Annotated in this window: 16 protein-coding genes; 5 read left to right on the forward strand and 11 right to left on the reverse strand. The window is 72.6% G+C overall.

The window, feature by feature from the left end:
- Positions 1–2: 2 nt before the first annotated feature.
- Entirely contained in the window at positions 3–1,592 is a 1,590-nt protein-coding gene (locus tag MRBLMG1_RS29485) for a hypothetical protein (protein ID WP_367827186.1), read from the forward strand.
- 69 nt (positions 1,593–1,661) lie between these two features.
- Here MRBLMG1_RS29485 and MRBLMG1_RS29490 read toward each other — a convergent pair whose 3' ends face one another.
- The 4 genes from MRBLMG1_RS29490 to MRBLMG1_RS29505 form a co-directional block, all read right to left on the reverse strand.
- Positions 1,662–2,462 carry a VOC family protein gene (locus tag MRBLMG1_RS29490; RefSeq protein ID WP_367827187.1) on the reverse strand — a complete coding sequence of 267 codons (801 nt, stop codon included), beginning with the start codon at positions 2,460–2,462 and terminating at the stop codon, positions 1,662–1,664.
- A 117-nt stretch (positions 2,463–2,579) separates the two neighbouring features.
- Complete coding sequence (locus tag MRBLMG1_RS29495; RefSeq protein ID WP_367827188.1) at positions 2,580–3,080, reverse strand: nucleotide triphosphate diphosphatase NUDT15; 501 nt, start codon at positions 3,078–3,080, stop codon at positions 2,580–2,582.
- A gap of 261 nt (positions 3,081–3,341) precedes the next feature.
- The gene (locus tag MRBLMG1_RS29500; protein WP_367827189.1) at positions 3,342–4,301 is read right to left on the reverse strand and encodes a universal stress protein; all 960 of its coding nucleotides are present in this window, start codon (positions 4,299–4,301) and stop codon (positions 3,342–3,344) included.
- An 85-nt stretch (positions 4,302–4,386) separates the two neighbouring features.
- Complete coding sequence (locus MRBLMG1_RS29505; protein WP_367827190.1) at positions 4,387–4,785, reverse strand: DUF5997 family protein; 399 nt, start codon at positions 4,783–4,785, stop codon at positions 4,387–4,389.
- 64 nt (positions 4,786–4,849) lie between these two features.
- On the opposite strand from MRBLMG1_RS29505, the gene MRBLMG1_RS29510 reads away from it, so the two are divergent.
- Together MRBLMG1_RS29510 and MRBLMG1_RS29515 are read left to right on the forward strand one after the other, a co-directional pair.
- Positions 4,850–5,707 (forward strand): LysR family transcriptional regulator substrate-binding protein, encoded by an 858-nt coding sequence (locus MRBLMG1_RS29510; RefSeq protein ID WP_367827191.1) that lies wholly within the window; start codon positions 4,850–4,852, stop codon positions 5,705–5,707.
- A gap of 144 nt (positions 5,708–5,851) precedes the next feature.
- Positions 5,852–6,430, forward strand: a complete 579-nt coding sequence (locus tag MRBLMG1_RS29515) for a Type-2Aa cytolytic delta-endotoxin (RefSeq protein ID WP_367827192.1) — start codon at positions 5,852–5,854, stop codon at positions 6,428–6,430.
- 87 nt (positions 6,431–6,517) lie between these two features.
- On the opposite strand, the gene MRBLMG1_RS29520 is transcribed toward MRBLMG1_RS29515, so the two are convergent.
- The 4 genes from MRBLMG1_RS29520 to MRBLMG1_RS29535 all read right to left on the reverse strand — a co-directional run bounded on the left by MRBLMG1_RS29520 (position 6,518) and on the right by MRBLMG1_RS29535 (position 14,399).
- The gene (locus MRBLMG1_RS29520; protein WP_367827193.1) at positions 6,518–8,176 is read right to left on the reverse strand and encodes an FAD-dependent oxidoreductase; all 1,659 of its coding nucleotides are present in this window, start codon (positions 8,174–8,176) and stop codon (positions 6,518–6,520) included.
- Between the two features lie 33 nt (positions 8,177–8,209).
- A complete protein-coding gene (locus MRBLMG1_RS29525) occupies positions 8,210–9,121 on the reverse strand; it encodes an AurF N-oxygenase family protein (protein ID WP_367827194.1) in 912 nt (303 codons plus the stop codon).
- 201 nt (positions 9,122–9,322) lie between these two features.
- A complete protein-coding gene (locus tag MRBLMG1_RS29530) occupies positions 9,323–11,119 on the reverse strand; it encodes a S8 family serine peptidase (protein WP_414721674.1) in 1,797 nt (598 codons plus the stop codon).
- A gap of 301 nt (positions 11,120–11,420) precedes the next feature.
- A complete protein-coding gene (locus MRBLMG1_RS29535; protein WP_367827196.1) occupies positions 11,421–14,399 on the reverse strand; it encodes a carbohydrate binding domain-containing protein in 2,979 nt (992 codons plus the stop codon).
- Positions 14,400–14,598: 199 nt separating this feature from the next.
- Here MRBLMG1_RS29535 and MRBLMG1_RS29540 point away from each other — a divergent pair, with 199 nt between their 5' ends.
- A complete protein-coding gene (locus MRBLMG1_RS29540; protein ID WP_367827197.1) occupies positions 14,599–14,967 on the forward strand; it encodes a YrdB family protein in 369 nt (122 codons plus the stop codon).
- A 24-nt stretch (positions 14,968–14,991) separates the two neighbouring features.
- Here the strand turns inward: MRBLMG1_RS29540 and MRBLMG1_RS29545 are convergent, their stop codons facing one another.
- On the reverse strand, positions 14,992–15,459 hold the full coding sequence (locus MRBLMG1_RS29545; RefSeq protein WP_367827198.1) for a MarR family winged helix-turn-helix transcriptional regulator: 468 nt from the start codon (positions 15,457–15,459) through the stop codon (positions 14,992–14,994).
- A 123-nt stretch (positions 15,460–15,582) separates the two neighbouring features.
- Here MRBLMG1_RS29545 and MRBLMG1_RS29550 point away from each other — a divergent pair, with 123 nt between their 5' ends.
- Positions 15,583–17,052, forward strand: coding sequence for an MFS transporter (locus MRBLMG1_RS29550; RefSeq protein ID WP_367827199.1), 1,470 nt, complete (start codon positions 15,583–15,585; stop codon positions 17,050–17,052).
- 178 nt (positions 17,053–17,230) lie between these two features.
- Here MRBLMG1_RS29550 and MRBLMG1_RS29555 read toward each other — a convergent pair whose 3' ends face one another.
- Both MRBLMG1_RS29555 and MRBLMG1_RS29560 read right to left on the reverse strand, forming a co-directional pair.
- Entirely contained in the window at positions 17,231–18,079 is an 849-nt protein-coding gene (locus tag MRBLMG1_RS29555; RefSeq protein ID WP_414721675.1) for a VOC family protein, read from the reverse strand.
- Between the two features lie 154 nt (positions 18,080–18,233).
- Positions 18,234–18,945, reverse strand: a 712-nt coding sequence (locus MRBLMG1_RS29560; protein WP_367827201.1) for a HEAT repeat domain-containing protein, incomplete at its 5' end; no start/stop codon positions are given.

Genomic DNA, 18,945 nt, shown 5'->3' on the forward strand with positions numbered 1-18,945 from the left:
CCTTGACCACCCCACCGTCCCGCAGGAGGACACGCGCGTTCGCGCTGGTCACCGCGCTCGCGGCGACCCTCCTGGCGGGCGCAGCGCCCGTCGCCCAGGCCGAGGAGATACCGCTGGCCATCGGTCACCGGCTCGTCGACCACTACGAGGGCGCCCCCGCGACCACGCGACCCGTCCCCGGGCGGGCGCCCGCCCAGCACCCGTACCTCGCGCCGAACGGGCGCAGCGGCATGCACGCCGACGGGGCGGGCAGCGGCACCCATCCGTACTCCGGGCCCCTCGGCCGCGATCCGGAGGTCGACAGCGAGAAGATCGCCCCGATCGGCGGGGAGTGCGCCACCGTCACCTTTGACTCCGGCGGTCGGCTCGTCACCGTGTGCGGCACGTTCAGCGGCTTCCTCCTGAAGCTGCTCGACCCGCGCACCCTGGACACGCTCGCCGAGTACAAGCTGCCCCAGCGGTCGTCGACCGTCGAGGCCGTCACCCGTCTCGACTTCGAGAAGATCTTCAAGGACACCTCGGGCGGCGCCTACTTCTACCTCGACGACCGGGACCGGGTCGTGCTCGCCGACTCCCGCCAGCACGTCCTGCGCATCGCGCACCGCCAGCGGGCGGACGGCGCCTGGGAGTTCGCCGTCGAGGACGACTGGGACCTCACCTCCCTCGTCCCGCACGACTGCGTCACCTGGACGAATCTCTTCCCCAGCGGTGTCTGCGACCCCGTCACCTCCGTGATGCCCGACTGGGACGGCCGCATCTGGTGGGTCACCCGGCTCGGCCGCGTCGGCACCGTCGACCCGGCGACGGGCACCCTGCGCGCGATCCGACTCGACGGGGAGGAGATCCAGAACTCCTTCTCCGTCGCCGAGGACGGCGTCTCCATCGTCACCGACCACGCCCTGTACGGCTTCGGCGCCGACGCCGACGGCACGCCGCGCGTGCGGTGGCGGGAGGCGTACGACCGGGGGACCGGGACCAAGCCCGGCTCGGTGAACCAGGGTTCGGGGACCACCCCCGACCTGTTCGGCGACCGGGACCAGTACGTCGCCATCACGGACAACGCCGACGACCGCATGAACGTCCTCGTCTACCGGCGGGGTGCCGCCGTGCCCGCCGGCGAGCGGCTCGTCTGCAAGGTGCCGGTCTTCCGCGCCGGGGCGTCGACCACCGACAACTCCCTGATCAGCTGGGGCAACAGCCTCGTCGTCGAGAACAACTACGGATACGAGAACCCGAGCACGCTCGCCCTCGGCCGCAGTGTCGTCGGCGGCGCGACCCGCATCGACGTCCGCGCCGACGGCAGCGGCTGCGACACCGTCTGGGAGAGCGACGTCCGCTCGCCCTCCACCGTGCCGAAGCTCTCCACCGCGAACGGGCTGCTGTACTTCTACGAGAAGGAGCCCAACGCCTTCGGCATCGACGCCTGGTACCTGACCGCCGTCGACTTCCGCACCGGGCAGCGGGCCTTCAAGCGCTTCACCGGCACCGGTCTCGCGTACGACAACAACTGGGCGCCGATCACGATCGGTCCCGACGGCACCGCGTACGTGGGGGTGTTCAACGGCATCGTCGCCGTCCGCGACGGCTCCTGACCCGCACGGAACCGCCCCGGGTCCCATGGGGACCGGGGGCGGTCGCGCGAGGGCGGTGTCCCGGACCGGTCACTCCATCTCGGGCATGTCGCCGACCGTGGTCCGCAGGTCGATGACGGCGAACGCGGCGCCCTGCGGGTCCAGGATCGCGGCGAACCGGCCGTACGGGCTGTCCATCGGCCCGAAGACCTTCCGTCCGCCGATCGCCTGGGCCTTCTCGACGGCCTTGTCGCAGTTGTCGACCGCGAAGTACAGCTGGACGTACGGGGGGATCTCCGGCGGGAAGTCCTCCGCCGTCATCTTCATCCGGCCGAGGACGGGCTGTTCGCCACCGAGGTCGAAGACCCGGTAGTCCATGTTCTCGTCCTTCATCTTCTTGGAGCCGTAGCCGAAGACGGAGGTGAAGAAGGCGTCGGACTTCTCCGGTTCCCGGGTGAAGACCTCGGCCCAGGTGTACGAGCCGGTCTCGCCCTCCCGCTCGAATCCCTCGTGCGTCCCGCCCTGCCAGACGCCGAACGTCACGCCCGTCGGGTCCTGTGCGATGCACATGGAGCCGAAGTCGCCGACCTGCATCGGTTCCATCAGGACCGTGCCGCCCGCCGTCCGGATCTTCTCCGCCGTGGCGGCGACGTCCGGCGAGGCGAAGTACAGACACCAGGCGGACTGCGGTTCACCGTCCTGTCCCGGCATCGGCGGGACGACGGCCGCGACCGCCTTCTTGTCCTTGTAGGCCTGCGTGTAGTTGCCGAATTCCGAGGAGGACTCGCCGAAGGTCCAGCCGAGCACCTCGCCGTAGAACGTCTTGGCGCCCTCGACGTCGGTGAACATCGCGTCGGTCCAGACCGGCGTGCCTTCAGGTCGTGCGGCCATGACGGTGACTCTCTCTTCCGGTCGAAGACGTGTTTCCTGAGCCACGCTAACCACGGCCGCCGGACCCCGCTCGGTGACGGAACGTGACCGGCGGCCGGTGCCGACCGGCCCCGGGGGTCAGTGCGGCAGGCGCCCCATCGCGTACCGGTGGAACGGTCCGCCGGGCAGCGGAAGTTCGGGCCGCCACATCCGCAGCACCTGCGCGGAGGGCACGAAGAGCGCCGCCGGCAGCCGGTCCGGGTCCGTCCACTCCCAGCGGTCGATCTTCTCCGGCTCGGCCACGGCGGGGACCCCGCCGAACGTCCGCACCACCGTCGCCACGGTCATCCGGGTCAGCCGCGCCGAGGTGACCGCGTCCAGGACGAGCCCGAGCACCTCGACGTCGTCGGGGTCGGCGGCGAGCGTGGTCTCCTCGGCCAGCTCGCGGACGACCGCGGCCTCGATCGACTCGCCCGGCTCGACCTTGCCGCCGGGCAGTTCCCACACCCCGGACGGGTCCAGGCCGAGCAGGACCCGGCCGGAGTCGTCGACGACCACGACCCCCGCGCCGAGGGAGGCCTGGGCGGGCGGCGGCTCGACGTTGCGGCGGGCGGTGGCGGCGTGGTCTTCGGTCGTCATGGCCCCTGTCTACCAGGCATCACTGACACGGAATAAAAGTCGGAAACCTCTTGAATCCGGCGGAAAAGGGAGGAAAATAATGTTTTACACCGGACAACCGGAGAGAGCCGCACCCGCCTGAGAAGACGTTCGAAGGCCCGCGTGACCCTTTCAGCAGGCTCTGGCCAGGCCCCCGGCGGGGCCGGTCGGGCACGGAGCCGTCGGCGACGGCCGACGACCGCGCGAACCGACCCGGACCGCCGGGGACTGTCATGCCCCCGGTCACCCACCGGAGCCCCCCGACGCCGGCGGAACCACCGCCACCGGACAGTGGGCGTGGTGCAGCACCGCGTGCGCCACCGAACCGATGAGCAGCGAACCCAGGTGGTGCCGGTGATGCCGCCCCACCACCAGCAGGCCGGCGTCCCGCGAACCCTCCACGAGCCGACCCGCCGCGTCCCCGGGCGCCACCACAGGGTCCAGGCCGACCTCCGGCCACCGCGCGGCGAACGGCCGCAGCCGCTCCACCTGCTCCCGCTCCGCCTCTCGCACCAGCTCGGCGCCGTCGTCGGCCATCGGGAGCGGCGGCGGTACCTGGAGCGCCGGGGACGGCGCCGCCAGCAGGGCGCCGGGCTGCGGCGGCAGCCGGAACGCGGTCACCGCCTCCAGTCGCACACCCCGGTGGTGCGCCGCCGCGAAGGCGAAGTCCACCACCTCGTCCGGGGTCTCCTCCGGGTGCAGGCCGAGCAGCACCCGGCCCCCGTCCGCCCCGCCTTCCAGGGCCGCCGCCCGCGCCTCGTGCGGCACGACGACGAGCGGACAGGGCGCGGTCATGGCGAGGGTCCGGCTGGTCGAGCCGAGCAGCAGGCTCGCGAAGCCCCCGCGCCCCCGTGAGCCGGTCACCAGGAGCCGCCCGCCGCGCGCCGCGGCCGGCAGTGCGTCGGTCACGGACCCGTCCAGGGACGCGTACCGCACCGGAGCGGAGTGCCCGCGCTCCTCGACGACCTTCCGCACGCCGTTCAGGACGGTGTCGGGGAGCTCCGGGGCCGGGCCCAGGGAGGCGATCCGGGCGGCGCCCAGCTGCAGCGCGTCCGACCGCACATGGGCGACGACCAGGGGAGCCCCCAGGCTCTCCGCCGCGCTCAGGGCCCATTCCAGGGCGCGGAGACTGTGCTCGGAGCCGTCCACGCCGACGACGACCGGCGGCTCGGACACGGTGTTCGTGCCGTTCGTGTCACTCATGGGGGGATGCCTCCCTCACCCGGACACGCGCCACGCCGGTCCGGACCTCCTCGGTCCGACCGGCGTGGCGTGGTGGGGGTGCGGGTCAGGCGTCCTGGCCGCGGCGCGCGCGCTCCGCGTCGCGCTCCTTGATGCGGACGGTCTCCTTGCGGACCTCCGACTGGGTGGCGCGCTCCTTCTTCAGCCACTCGGGGAGTTCCTGCTTGATCGCCTCGATCTGCTCGGTGGTGAGCGGGTCGGTGATCCCGCCGCGCGCGAGACCGGCGATGGAGATGCCGAGCTTGTTGGCGACGACCGGGCGGGGGTGCGGACCCTTCTCGCGCAGCTCCTGGAGCCAGGCGGGCGGGTTGGCCTGGAGCTCGGTCAGCTCGGCGCGCGAGACGACACCCTCCTGGAAGTCGGCGGGGGTGGCCTCGAGGTACACACCCAGCTTCTTCGCCGCGGTCGCGGGCTTCATCGTCTGGGTGTTCTGGTGCGACGTCATGGTGTCAAGGGTATCGAGCATGCGGGCGACCTCCGACCACGTCCGCTACCGGTAGCCTTGCGGGGTGACAGGCTCGGACGTTTCCCTCCCGGATTCCCCCGCGGAATCCCCCTCGACCCCCTCGTTCCGGCTCGTGTACGTGCCGGGCGTGACGCCCTCGAAGTGGGTGCGGATCTGGAACGAGCGCTTTCCCGACGTACCCCTGACGCTGCTCTCGGCCACCCCCGCCGAGGCCTTCGGGCTGCTCCGGGAGGGTGCCGCCGACGCCGGGCTCGTCCGGCTGCCCGTCGACGGGGACGACCTCAGCGCCATTCCCCTCTACGAGGAGACCACGGTCGTCGTCGTCCCCAAGGACCACCTGTTCGCGCAGGTCGAACTGATCTCGGCGGGCGACCTCGCCGACGAGCTCGTCCTGCACCCCCTCGACGACACCCTCGGCTGGGAGCAGCCGCCGGGCCGCCCGGCGATGGAGCGCCCCGAGACGACGGCCGACGCGATCGAGCTGGTCGCGGCGGGCGTCGGCGTGCTCGCCCTCCCGCAGTCCCTCGCCCGGCTGCACCACCGCAAGGACCTGACGTACCGGACGCTCGGCGACGTCCCGCAGTCGCGCGTGGCCCTGTCGTGGCCGGCGGCCGACGAGGCCCCGGACCTGGTGGAGGAGTTCATCGGGATCGTGCGCGGCCGGACGGTGAACAGCACCCGGGGCCGCCGCGCCGAGGAACTCAAGGGCCAGAAGCAGCCGCGCAAGGACCAGAAGAAGCCCGCCAGGCCCGGCGGTGCCAAGTCGGGCGGCGCCAAGCAGGGCGGTACCAAGAGCGGCGCGCGTACGGCCGGGAAGGGCGGGGCGGCCCGCAAGGGCGGCGGCGCCGCAGGCGGCACGGGACGCGGCAAGAGCGCCAAGCCCCGCCGCGGCCGCGGCTGAGCCGTTTCCCGTACGACCGGGCGCGACTTCCCGCGGCCCGGGGCCCCTGTCCGCACGGCGGACGCGCCTCACCGGGGCGGGGCCGCCTCGGCATACTGACCCCTCCTTGATCACCGAGATCATCCCGATCTTCCAGGAGGAGCTTTGGCCGCCAGTTTCAGGACCGTCGTCGAGGTGGCACCGGACCACCTCGCCCAGGCCCGGTCCATCGACCGGGTGTTCCAGGAGGCGATCGCGCCGGCGACCGTCAACTTCGACTTCGAGGCGATACGGGACGCCGCCGCGGCCGTCCCGGACAGCACCGTCGTGAAGATGGTCCGGGGCTGGGGGCTCCAGGAGTACGCCCCCGTCCTCGTCATGGTCCTCTCGCTCAAGGAGGCCGTCCGCCAGGCGCTGCCGCCCGAGTGCGCGGAGGCCGGCTTCTGGGCCACCGTCGAGCGGGAACTCGTCGGGGCCTTCACCGGCCTCGCCGCACAGGAGGGGCAGCCCGGCCTCTCCTTCTACGAGGAGTCCGCGGAGCGCACCCGGTTCTACCGGGACCTGTTCTTCGCCCTCCAGGACGAGGAGACCGGGGCGTACATGTACGCCCTGGCCTTCTGTGTCGACGTGACGGTGGAGCTGCCGAAGGAGCGGGCCCTCGCGCTCGACCTGACGGACGTCGCCCCGTTCGCCGTGCGGCTCGACGCGATCGTGGTCCGCCAGGCGCTGGGCGTCTCGGTCTGATCCGTACCGGCACGCACCGGCCCGCCGTCCCGGGCCGGATCCCCCGCGACCCGGAACGACCCGCCCCGCCCTTCCCTCCTCCCTCGCTCAGCCGTTCCGGCGCCACCGCCCGCCCCGCGCCGCCGCGACGAGCTCCGGCACCGTCGCCAGCTTCACCCGGGGGCGACCCGCGTCCCGGCCCCGGGCCCGTTCGGCCCGGTCGATGGCCGCGAGGCCGCGCGCGTCGACGAGACCGCGGCTGCGGCTCCTGGCCAGCCGGTGGAAGTCCCGGCCCGTGCCCGCGGGAGTGGGCAGCGCTCCGGCGACCGCGTCCGCGAGCAGCGTCCCGACCGTCTCCTCCGCGCACGCCCGGTTGGCGCCGATGCCGCCGGAGGGCCCGCGCTTGATCCAGCCCACGACGTAGCCGCCGGGCAGCCCGGTCACCCGCCCGCCCTCGTGCGGCACCGTGCCGGTGGCCGCGTCGAAGGGCAGCCCCGGCAGCGGGACCCCGCGGTACCCGATCGCCCGGACGAGCAGCCCTGCCCCGATCTCCGTACCGGCCTCCGCCCCGTCCTCCGTCACCCGGACCGCCCGCACGCCGTCGGTGCCGAGCGCCTCGACCGGGGCGGAGTGGAAGCGGAGCACGATCCGGCGCCGGTCGGGCGCGGGGGGCCGTGCCCAGTCGACCGCCTCGCGGGCCACGTCCCGCAGGAGCGCCGCCTTCGTCCCGGGCGCGGCCGCGTCGATCGCCGCGCCGGTGCGCGGGTCCCGGTCGTCGACCACCAGGTCCACACCGGGCAGGTGCGTGAGGGCGAGCAGTTCGGAGGCGGTGTACGCCGCGTCCTCCGGGCCGCGGCGGCCGAGCAGCACCACCTCGCGGACGGGGGTGCCGCGGAGGGCGGCGAGGGCGTGGTCGGCGATGTCGGTGGCGGCGAGCGCGGCGGGGTCCATGACGAGGACGCGGGCGACGTCGAGGGCGACGTTGCCGTTGCCGACCACCACGACCCGCTCGGCGGAGAGCCGTACGGCGTCCCCCGCGGTCTCCGGGTGCGCGTTGTACCAGGAGACGACCGACGTGGCGGAGACGCTGCCGGGCAGGTCCTCGCCGGGGATGCCGAGGCGCCGGTCGGCCGGTGCGCCGACCGCGTAGATCACCGCGTCGTGGTGGGCGGCGAGTTCCTCGGCCGTGACGTCCTCGCCGACCCGCAGGCCGAGCCGCATGCGGACCCGGGGGTGGGAGTGGAAGCGGGCGAAGGCGTCCCCGGCTCCCTTGGTCGCCGGGTGGTCCGGTGCCACGCCGTAGCGGAGGAGGCCACCGGCCACCGGCAGCCGGTCGATCAGGGTCACCTCGGCGTTGGTGTGCAGGAGCAGGTCCTCGGCGGCGTACATGCCCGCGGGGCCGGTGCCGACGACCGCGATCCGGAGCGGTGCGAAGTCGGCGGGGAGGGAGCGATGGAAGGACGGTTCGCCCCAGGAGTGGAAGTTGGGCGAGGCCAGGGCGGGCGGGGGCGTGCGCTCGGCGTAGTAGCGGGCGTTGAGGTCCTCGTACGCGCGCAGCGGGCCGGTGAGCCGGTCCGTCGGGAAGATCGCGTCGACGGGGCAGGCGTCGGCGCAGGCGCCGCAGTCGATGCAGGACTTCGGGTCGATGTAGAGCATCTCCGTGGTCCCGAAGTCCGGTTCCTCGGGGGTGGGGTGGATGCAGTTGACCGGGCAGACGGCGACGCAGGTCGCGTCGTTGCAGCAGGTCTGGGTGATCGCGTAGGTCATGTCGTCGGCTCTGCTCTGCTCGGCTCGGAGGGGTCAGACGAGGTGGGCGCGCTGGTAGAAGAAGAGCGCGGGCCGGGTCAGCATCCCGACGTCGGCCAGGAACTCCATCAGTCCGGCGCAACTGGCGCGCAGCTGCGCCTTGTAGTGCTCGTTGGCGGCGGCCTCGCGGCGGGCGCGCTCGGGGTCGAGGCCGGCCCGCACGTACACCTCGGGGCTGACCAGGCTGGTGATGATGTAGTACGCGGCGATGGCGACCACGAGGGCCTGGAAGTGGCGGCGGGTCCGGCCCGCGCGGGCGAGGTGGCGGCGCGTCTCGTCCCGGGCGAACTTCATGTGCCGGGACTCCTCGACGACATGGATGTTGCTGATGGTGCGGACGAAGGGGACGACGCGTTCGTCGCGCATCCAGTCGCGCTGCATGACGTCGAGGACCTCCTCGGCGACGAGGATGCCGGCGTACGCGGCCTCGCCGAAGCCGACGGTCTTCATGAACCGGCCGAGTTCGAGCACCGCGCGCCGGGGCCGGTACGCGGGCGCGCCGAGCTTCTGGGAGCCCCGGGCGAACATGACGGAGTGTCGGCACTCGTCGGCGATCTCGGTGAGGGCCCACTGGAACCGGGGGTCGGTGTGGTCCATGCGGTAGATGTCGCGGAGCACCATCTGCTGGAGGATCATCTCGAACCAGATGCCGGTGCTGGCGACCGACGCGGTCTCCTGCCGGGTCAGCTCCTTGCGCTGCTCCTCGGTCATCTCGTTCCAGTAGGCGGTGCCGTAGAGGGAGTTCCACTCGGGGCTCTGGCCGTGGAAGTCCTTGTCGAGGGGGGTGTCCCAGTCCACCTCGACGGCCGGGTCGTACGACAGCTTGGCCGCCGAACGGAGCAGCCGCTCGGCGACGTCGGTGTCGGTGACGGACTGGCTGTCCGGGCGGACGGTGCTGCGTGCCATGGTGCGGCTCCTTGGGTCGCGCGAGCGGCTCGGGCTGTTGTTAGACATCGCGTCTAGCAAGCTTGTTAGACGGAACGTATAGCAAGGGTCCGGGGCAGGCCTACCCCCCGGTACGGACTTTCTTCCGCCGGGCGCGCCCCGGGCATGCGAACGGGGCCGGAGCCATGGCGGCTCCGGCCCCGTTCCCCGGGTCGGGACGTACTAGAAGGTCAGGTTCCAGGCGTCGACCTTGCCCGTGTCCTGGCTCGCGTTGTCGTTCACACGCAGCTTCCAGACGCCGTTCGCGACCTCGGACGACGCGTTGACCGTGTAGGTCTGCGCGATGTTGTCGGTGCCGCTTCCGGTGTGGTTGTGCAGGGTGTACACCGTGCCGTCGGGGGCGACGAGGTCGACCTTCAGGTCACCGATGTAGGTGTGCTTGATGTCCACGCCCACCTTGAGGGTCGCCGGGGCGTTGCCCGTCACCCCGCTGACCGTGATCGGGCTCTCGACCGTGGAGTTGTCGGCGATCGTGACGTCGGTGAGGTTCTCGAAGTACGCGCCGGGCGGCGGGGTGCTGCCCCCGACGGCCTTCAGGGCGTCGACCGCGCCCTCTCCGAAGAATCCGTTCTTCGCCGTGGTGCCCGTGCAGCGGGCGTCCGACGGGCACGCCCGGTCGGTGGCCTGGACGCCGAGCTGGTCACGGATCTGCGCCGGCGTGAACGTCGGGTTCTGGCTCGCGATCAGCGCCGCCACACCGGTGACGTGCGGGGACGCCATCGAGGTGCCGCTCATGTTGCCGTACTTGCCGCCCGGCAGGGTCGAGTACACCTGGGTGGACCCGTCGCCGCCCGGCGCCGCGACGTCGATGACGCCGTTGCCGAAGTTCGAGTACGAGGCCTTCGCGCCGCCGCTCGCCTGCGCGGCGACGGTCACGACGCCCGGCAGCTCGGTCGGGATGTCGATGCACGCGTTGGTGATCGTACGGGTGACCGGCGTCGAGTCGTTGGGGCTCTCGGAGTCGGTCGTCTTGTTCGCCAGGTCGTAGTTGGAGTTGCCGGCGGCGGCCACCTGGAGCGAGCCCTTGCCCTCGGCGTACACCTGGGCCCGGCGGACGCCCTCGATGATGGCGGCCTGGTCCACGTTGTCCGGGCAGTTGAACTGCCACGGGTCCGTGTAGTAGCTGTTGTTGGTGACCTTGAAGCCGTGGTCACCAGCCCACATGAAGCCGCAGATCGTGTTCTCCGCGAAGAACAGGCTGCTGGTCGGCTCCGCGATGCGGACCGAGGAGATCTTCACGCCCGGCGCGACGCCGATGACGCCCTTGCCGTTCTTGGCGGCCGCGATCGTGCCCGCGACGTGCGTGCCGTGGGTGCCGACGTCACGCCAGGCGCCCGCGCGGGTGTCCGCCTTGCCGTAGGCGCAGGAGGCAGAGTCGGCGGCGTTGAAGTTGGGCGCGATGTCCTGGTGCTGGTCGTCGACGCCGGTGTCCAGGACGCCGACCTTCACCGCCGCCGAACCGGTGGTGACCGCCCAGGCCTGGTCGGCCTTGATCTGGGTCATGTCCCAGCGGTTGGACTCCGTCAGCGTCGTCGCGGACTGCGCCGGGTTCGCCGGGAGCGCCGGGCTGTAGGCGTCGGCCGGGACGTCGGACGTCCGGGTCGCGCCGACCTGCTGGACTCCGCTGACGGTACGCATCGACGTGGCGAACGACGCAGACGCCGAGTGCGCCACGATCACGCCGATCGCGTCGTACGCCGCGAACACCGAACCGCCGTTGCTCGTCACGGCGCCGCTCACCGCGGAGGTGCCGCCGGGCGCGGTGATGACCAGGTACGCGCGGGTGCCCGCGACCCAGGCCGCCGACGACGCGGCGGTCCTGCCGGCCTTGGTGGCCGTCCTGGCCTCGGTCGCCCCCGCGGAACTCACCGCGACGGGCGCGGTGTCCGACGTTGCTGCCTGGGCGAATCCGGCGGGAGCGGCGAGCGCCACGGTCGTACCGAGCGCTGCGACGGCGATGGCCGAGGCTCTCGACCGGCTGGATATGTGGGAAAACAATGCGTCCTCCGATGACCCGGTGGCGCGGGTGGCGCCGGCCGGGCCCTGTGATGTGTGGGGTGGACGCAAGATCCCAGACTCGCCGGGCGGAGGGAAGTGTTCTGTCCGAAAAGCCTGTTCGTGTGACGCACTGTTGATCTAGCGGCGCCCGGAAGGCGGAACTATCTCCCCTCTCGCCCCTTTCGTGCCCGGGGCGTGCGGAGGCCGTTCCCGGAGTGCGGTGGGAGTACGGGGCGGGTGGGGCCGCCCCGTACGGCGTGGGCTACTTCAGGTAGGGGCCCGAGGCGCCGATCTTGCCCGGGCCGTTCAGCACGTAGACGCGGAGGTTGCCCTTGCCGGGTGCGGCGACCGTGAGGGTGCCGTTGGTGACCGTGCGGACGTCGCCGGTGACGGCGTCGGTGTAGGTGCCGTTCGGGACGCCGGAGAAGGTGGCGCCGCCCGAGACCGTGACCAGGGCGAAGCTGTCCGTGGCGCCGCTGGTGTAGCGGCGCTTGTAGGCCATGCCGCCCGAGATGCCCTCGGTGGAGTACTGCCCCATCTGGAGCGCGGGGATGGCGCGGCGGATCTGGTTGAGCCGCTGCACGTGCCGGACGAGGGGCTGCTGGAGCGTGGTGGCGACGGCGCCGGAGGCCGACGAGACCTGGGAGAAGTCGGAGGCCGTGACCGAGCCGGCGAGGTGCTCGCCGTAGTAGGCGCGGCCGGTGGTGGCGAGCGGGCAGGTCGGCCCGCAGTCGATCTTCTGCCCCTTCTGGAACTCGATCTCGGAGCCGTAGTAGAGCGTCGGGATGCCGCGGAACGTCCACATCAGGGACATGTTCTCGGCCCAGGCGTCGGTCCCGCCCGTGTACCGCTCGCTCGACTTGTTCGGGCCGTAGTCGTGGCTGTCGACGTAGACGACGTTGTAGGTGGCGTCGTTGTAACTGTCGTCCGAGTCCTTGCCGTTGGAGAAGGCGTTGGGGGCGTCACCGAAGTTCATGTGCATGCGCATGTCGATGACGTTCATGCCGGAGAATCGGCTGTGGTCCGGGGTGTGGTAGCTGTTCCCGTTCAGGAACGCGTTCGTCGACGTGGGCTGGTTGCCGGTGCCCTGCTGCTGCTCGTAGTCGTACATCTCCAGAGCGGCCTTGGCGTCGTCGATGTCGTACTCCTTGCGCTCCTTCCACGTGTAGAACTGCGCCGAGTGGTTCACCGAGCCGCGGTTCCACTTGTCGTTGACGAACGCGGCGACCTCGCCGAAGACGAAGAAGTTGGCTGCCGCCGCCGCTCCGTGGCGCTGGGTCACCCGCTCCTGGATGGCGGGCAGGAAGCGGCGGTTCCAGGTGGTGCGGGGGATGTGCACGGCGGTGTCGACGCGGAAGCCGTCGACTCCCATGTCGATGTACTTGTCGTAGGCGCCGATCAGGTAGTTCTGGACGGTCGCGTTCTCGGTGTTGAAGTCCGCCAGGTCCTCGTGCAGCCAGCAGGAACGGGAGTCCTCGCCCTCCCAGTTGCCGATCCAGCACTGGTGGTACAGCGCCTTCGGGAACATGCCGGAGGTCGGGCTCGGCCACTGGCAGTTGTAGACGGTGTACCCCTCGGCGCTCCTGCCGCCGGTCGGCTTGCCCCAGTTGAGGCAGGTGTTGCCGGTGGGCTCCGCGGTCGACCACAGGTCGCCGTTGTAGTAGGACTTCCCGGACTTCGGGTCGACCGTCAGGCCGTCGTACTCGAAGCCGGGCTGCTTCTCGTCGTAGTACCAGCTCCACTGGCTGTCCCGGACGCCGTAGACGGTGGGCGTGAACAGGCCCTTGGCGCCCCAGCGGGAGGAGTGGTTGTAGACGACGTCCTGGTAGATCTTCATGCCCTTGGCGTGGGCGGCGTCGATGAGGTCCTGGTAGGACGCGCCGGCCGACTCCAGGCGCGGGTCGACCTTGTAGAAGTCGTAGCCGTGGTAGCCGTGGTAGTCGTAGTCGGACCGGTTGAGGACCACCGGGGTGACCCATATCGCCGAGAAGCCCAGCCCCTTGACGTAGTCGAGCTTCTGGACGAGGCCCTTGAAGTCGCCCCGGAACATGGGGTCGTCGTTGGCCGCGTTGCCCGACTTCACGTGTTGGCTGCCGCCGCGGTTGTTCGACGCGTCGCCGTCGTAGAAGCGCGCGGTGAGGACGAAGTAGATCGGGTCCTTGCGCGGGTCGGTGCCCAGCGGCTTCCCGTTGGCGGGGGTCGCCGGCTTGTCGCCGGTGGTGGCGGTCGCGGTGGCCGAGGCGCCGGAGACGTTCCCGGCCGCGTCCACGGCCTTCACCGTGTAGGTGTACGTGGTCCGTTCGGCCAGGCCCGTGTTGGAGTACACGGTGGAGCCGACGTCGGTCACGACCGTGCCGCCGCTGCCGCCGACCCGGGTGACCTGGTACTTCGTCACGCCCCTGTCATCGGTGGCGGGGTCCCAGGTGAGCAGGACCGAGATCCCGTCGGCGGCGGCGGTGACGCGCCCGGGGGCCGTCGGCGCCTGCGTGTCGGGCGTCGCGGCGGCGCACGGGTCGGTCGCGTTCGCCGTCACCACGTTGTTCCGTACGGTGCTGACGCCCGTTCCGATGGCGTAGTCCGCGCCGCCGTTGTTGTCCCAGGTGCCGTTGCCGTTGTTGAACGCGGCCTTGAAGGACGTCGCCGTCCCCAGGTCGATCTCCCGCTTCCACCAGCCGGTGCAGGCGGCCTGCATGCCGACGCCGGGGACGGCCGTCCAGGAGCCGCCCGCGGGCTGGTAGTGGATGTTGGCGGTGGACCAGCCGAGCGCCTCGGTGGAGTAGTACACCGTGGCCTTGGCGGACGGTGTGGGCATGGTGCCCGCGCAGGGGTCGGAGTGGGCGACGACCCCGTCCTTGACGGTGATCGCGCCGGTGCCCAGCGCGTAGTTCTTGCCGCCGTTGTTGTCCCACGTGCCGGTGCCGTTGTTGAACGTGGCCTGCAGCCCGGTGGCCGCGCCGAGGCTGACGGTCTTCTTCACCCAGTCCGTGCAGGCGGCCTCCATGGCGACGCCGGGGACGGTGGTCCAGGAGCCCGCGTCGGGGGCGTAATGCAGGTTGTAGGCCGCCCAGTTCTTCGTCTTCGTCCAGTAGAAGACCGTCGCCGTGTTCTCGGCGACGGCGGCGGCCGGTGCGGTGCGGGGCGAGGGCTCGTCGGGTGGTGCCGCGAGCAGGCCGAGGAGGCCGGCGGCCACGGCCAGGACGGCCACCGGGCGTCCGGGCAGCCGTGTGGGGGTGCGGGTCATCTGATTCTCCAGGCAGGGGCGCGTTTCGTGCGGGCCGGTTGGGGGTGGGGATCAGCACCGTTGGAAACACAGTCGGAAAGTTTCAGAAACGTCTTGCGTCGGCGGGAAGTTACCGCCGCCGACACCCCGCGGTAAAGACTTCTGTCGCAACTGGCGTCTACGCTCGGGCCCGCGCGCGACCGCCGTCGAAAGGCCCGTCATGAAGCTCCCCGGCCCCCTGCACGTCCTCAACGAGGGCCTCGCCTTCCTCCTGGAACTCGCCGCCCTGGCCGTCCTGGCCTGGTGGGGCTGGGAGAGCGCGGACCACGTGGCCCTCCGGCTGCTGTTCGCCGTCGCCGCGCCCGCCCTCGCGGCCGTCGTCTGGGGTCTCTTCGCCGCCCCCAAGGCCCGTATCCCCCTGCCGCTGCCGGGAGTTCTCGTCGTCAAGGCCTTGGTCTTCGGTGCGGCGGCCCTCGCGCTCCACGCGCTCGACCGCCCGTCCTCGGCCCTCGTGTTCGCCGTGGTGGCGCTGCTCAACACCGCCCTGGCGACGGTGGACCGGCGGGCGGCGATGCGGCGGGGGGTCTGACGGGCGTCCCTGCCGTCCGGTGGGTCAGGGGCGGGGCCAGGGGCGGCCTTCGAGGCGCTCGATGTCGCGGTTGAAGCGTTCGAGGAAGGCGGCGAACTCGGCGACGTCCTCGGCCGGCCAGTGCTCCATGACGCGGTCGAGGCCCTCGATGTTGGAGGTGCGGTCGGCGTCGAGGCGGCGTTCGCCCTCTTCGGTGATGCGGAACTTGCGGGCGATGCCGCCGTCGGGGTCGGGGATGCGTTCGACGAGCCCGGCGCGGAGCATGGCGGCGGTCTGGCGGTTGAGGGTGGAGGCGTCGAGGCCGAAGGCCTCGCTGAGCTGGCCGATGGACAGGGGGCCGTGCATGCGGATGCGGCTCAGGAGGACGTAGGCGCTGCGGTCGAGCTGGGCCCCGCCGGCCCGGGAGCGGGGCGCGTACAGGTGCGTGTGCCTGCTGAGCAGCATGGTCTCGAATTCGACCAGGTGGGTGGGCTTGTCCACGGGCTTGTCCATGGGGGCATTCTCTCTCGCGGCGCGGTGATGTGCATCATGCACAGCTTGTGCATGGCGCCATGGATGTGCATGATGCACAGCGAACCATGTGCGGAATCACCGTGCAAGACCGAGGGAGAACTCGTGGACGGCTCCAAGCCCGACGCCCGACCCGGAGGCGTCGTCGGCGTCCTCGCGCTCGCGGGCATCGTGGCCGCGCTCATGCAGACGCTGGTGGTGCCGCTCATCGGCGACCTGCCCAGGCTGCTCGACACCACCGCGTCCAACGCCTCGTGGGTGATCACCGCGACCCTGCTCGCCGGTGCCGTCGCCACCCCCGTCGCCGGGCGGCTCGGCGACACCCTCGGCAAGCGTCGGGTCCTGCTCGTCTCGGTGATCCCGCTGATCGCCGGCTCGATCGTGTGCGCCCTCGCCTCCTCCGTCGTCCCGATGATCGTCGGACGCGGACTCCAGGGCCTCGGCATGGGCGTCGTCCCCCTCGGCATCAGCCTGCTGCGCGACATCCTGCCGCCCGAGAAGCTCGGCGGGTCCATCGCCCTGATGAGCGCCTCCATGGGCGTCGGCGGCGCCCTCGGCCTGCCCTTCTCCGCGGCCGTCGCCGAGAACGCCAGCTGGCAGGTCCTCTTCTGGGTCGCCGCCGGACTCAGCGCCCTGGTCGGCGTCCTCATCTGGCGCGTCGCCCCCACCGGCCGGCGCAACCCGGCCCCCGGCCGCTTCGACGTACCCGGCGCGCTCGGCCTCGGCGTCGGGCTCGTCGCCCTGCTGCTCGCCGTCTCCAAGGGCGCGACCTGGGGCTGGGGCAGCGGCACCACCCTCGGCCTGTTCGCCGTCGCGGCTGTCGTACTGCTCGCCTGGGGAGCGTGGGAGCTGCGCACCCGCGACCCGCTCGTCGACCTGCGGGTCACCGCCCGCCCCGTCGTCCTGATGACCAACATGGCCTCGGTCCTGGTGGGATTCGCCATGTACGCGCAGTCCCTGGTCGTGCCCCAGCTGTTCCAGCTGCCCGAGGCCACCGGCTACGGCCTCGGCCAGTCGATGATGGCGATGGGCCTCTGGATGGCCCCGGCGGGCCTGATGATGATGCTCCTCGCCCCGCTCGGCGCCAAGCTCTCGGCCGCCCGCGGCCCCAAGGTCACGCTCGCCGTCGGCGCCCTCGTCATCGCCGCCGGATACGGCTCCTCCCTCGCCCTGATGGGCTCCACCTGGGGCCTGCTCGTCGTGACGCTCATCTGCAACACGGGCGTCGGCCTTGCCTACGGCGCCATGCCCGCGCTCATCATGGGCGCCGTGCCGCAGGAGGAGACCGCGTCGGCCAACAGCTTCAACACCCTGATGCGCTCCATCGGCACGTCCGTCTCGGCCGCCGTCATCGGCGTCGTCCTCGCCCAGATGACCACCAGCCTCGGCGGCCACGCCCTGCCCTCCGAGGATGGCTTCCGGGTCGCCCTGCTCATCGGCTGCGGCGTCGGCCTCGTCGCCGCAGCCGTCGCCGCCCTCATCCCCTCGAAGGTCCCGGCCGTCGACACAGACGACCCGTCGGCGCCGGAGCCCGGCACCACGCCGCGCGCCGCCACCGGAGCGGCCACGGCCTGACAGCCGGACCGGCGGGCCCGTCCCGCGGAGCACCGAGCAGCCCGAACCTGACGGCCGCCGTGGCCCGTCCGCTGCTGACCGCCGACCGCCGATCGCTGCCCCGGCCCCCGCCACCGCGGCGGTCGGCCGCCACCGGTGCGGGCACGGGCGGCGGACCCGCGTCCCGTGCCCGCACCGGTCAGACCTTCCGCTCCTCGGCCGCCGCCACGGTGAACAGCGCCCCGTCCGGGTCCCGCACCGCCACCCGGCGCCCGTCGGCGTCCTCGGAACCACGCACCCCGCCCCAGTCGCCGCCCTGCACGACCGAGCCGCCGTTGGCCACCACCGCCTCCATGGCGGCCCGGGGGTCGGGCACCCGGAAACAGGCGAGCCACCGCGGCCGCAGCTGGGGTCGGGGCGATCCGGACTCGACCGGCCCGCTGTTCAGCCGGGCGACGGCCTCGCCGTCCCGCCGCAGCACCACCTTGTCCTGCTCGTACGACACCTCCAGCGCACCCGGCGACCCGTCCGCCCAGCGCAGCACCTCGCCGTAGAACACGGCCGCCTCGAACGCGTCCCGGGTGTGCAGCTCCAGCCAGGCCGGCGCCGCGTACTCGTCGACGCGCCAGCGGGACTCCGTGGGCCCCTCCCACACCCCGAACGCCGCGCCCTCGCGGTCGGTGGCCAGCGCCGCCCGCCCCCGGGGCGGATAGGCGACGGGACCCACGCCGACGGTCCCGCCGCGCTCCCGGATCCGCGCCACCGCCGCGTCGGCGTCGGCCACCGAGAAGAACGCCGTCCACGCCACCGGAACGGCCAGCTCGGCCGCCACCGGCGCGATCCCGGCCACCGGCACCCCGCCCAACTCGCCCACCGCGAACGCGTCGTCCAGGCCGCCCCGCCGGAACGTCCAGCCCAGCACCGCCCCGTAGAAACGCTCCGCCGCTTCGAGATCACGCGCGCTCAGGCTCAGCCAGCACGGCGCGCCCATCGCGTTCCCGGTCGTCGTCGGCCCCGACACCGGCACCACCTCCTCGTCGTCCTGCATCCGGTCCAGCCTGCGCCCCTTCCCGGTCCTCAGGCCGGCCATGCGCGCGCTCACCCGGATGCCGACGCCCACCACCCGTCCGGGTGCGCGGAGTACGGGAAGCACGGAGCCGTCCGTGGGACGCCGTGCTCGGCGTCCCACGGACGGCTCGGGTTCAGCGGGCGCCGCTCGGGACCGGGGCAGCGGCCCGGGCGGCGTAGGCCCGGACGTCCGCGTCGGCGTCGTCGGCGGCGCCCGCGAGTGCGGCGCGGGCGGCCGGGTCGCCCCGGTGGGCGAGGAGGCCGAGGACGGCGGCCTTGCGGACGTCGGCGTTCGGGTCGGCGAGGGCGCCGGCGAGTCCGGGGACGGCGAGGCCGGCCGGGGCGGCCCGGAGCGCCGTCGCCGCACCGGCCCGCACCTGCCAGGCGGCATCCGCGAGGGCCGCCTCCGCCGTCGCCGCGAGCTCCGGCGGGCAGCCCGTGTCGGCGAGCGAGGCCAGCGCGGCGCCCCTCACCAGCGGGTCGGCGTCGTCGAGGAGCGGGAGGAGCGGTTCCGGTGCCGCGCCCCGCACGGCGGCCAGGCCGCGGGCCACCGCGACCCGCACCTCGCGCGCCGGATCGCCGGCGGCCCCCGCGAGCTCCGCGACGGCGTCCACCGCGACCAGGGCCCGCACGGCCCGCACCCGGACGTCGACGACGCCGTCGCCGAGCGCGGAGGCGTACAGCGGGGCGTCGCCGAGCCGCAGCGCCCGCAGCACGTCGAGGGCGGCGGCGCGCACGGCCGCGTCGGGCACACTGAGGGCCTCCCGCAACCCTGCCCCGAGCACCGGCTCGGCGGGCAGGACCTCGACCAGCTCGCGCAGGGCGGCCGCGGCCGCCGCCCGGACC

The sequence above is a fragment of the Streptomyces sp. LMG1-1-1.1 genome (assembly GCF_040815545.1).
GTDB lineage: Bacteria > Actinomycetota > Actinomycetes > Streptomycetales > Streptomycetaceae > Streptomyces.

Coding starts and splice junctions, on each gene's coding strand:
- MRBLMG1_RS29500 (WP_367827189.1), bottom strand. CDS start 4,301: ATGAGTGACACGAACGGCACGAACACCGTGTCCGAGCCGCCGGTCGTC.
- MRBLMG1_RS29535 (WP_367827196.1), bottom strand. CDS start 14,399: ATGACCCGCACCCCCACACGGCTGCCCGGACGCCCGGTGGCCGTCCTG.
- MRBLMG1_RS29505 (WP_367827190.1), bottom strand. CDS start 4,785: ATGACGTCGCACCAGAACACCCAGACGATGAAGCCCGCGACCGCGGCG.
- MRBLMG1_RS29520 (WP_367827193.1), bottom strand. CDS start 8,176: ATGACCTACGCGATCACCCAGACCTGCTGCAACGACGCGACCTGCGTC.
- MRBLMG1_RS29525 (WP_367827194.1), bottom strand. CDS start 9,121: ATGGCACGCAGCACCGTCCGCCCGGACAGCCAGTCCGTCACCGACACC.
- MRBLMG1_RS29490 (WP_367827187.1), bottom strand. CDS start 2,462: ATGGCCGCACGACCTGAAGGCACGCCGGTCTGGACCGACGCGATGTTC.
- MRBLMG1_RS29540 (WP_367827197.1), top strand. CDS start 14,599: ATGAAGCTCCCCGGCCCCCTGCACGTCCTCAACGAGGGCCTCGCCTTC.
- MRBLMG1_RS29555 (WP_414721675.1), bottom strand. CDS start 18,079: ATGCAGGACGACGAGGAGGTGGTGCCGGTGTCGGGGCCGACGACGACC.
- MRBLMG1_RS29545 (WP_367827198.1), bottom strand. CDS start 15,459: ATGGACAAGCCCGTGGACAAGCCCACCCACCTGGTCGAATTCGAGACC.
- MRBLMG1_RS29495 (WP_367827188.1), bottom strand. CDS start 3,080: ATGACGACCGAAGACCACGCCGCCACCGCCCGCCGCAACGTCGAGCCG.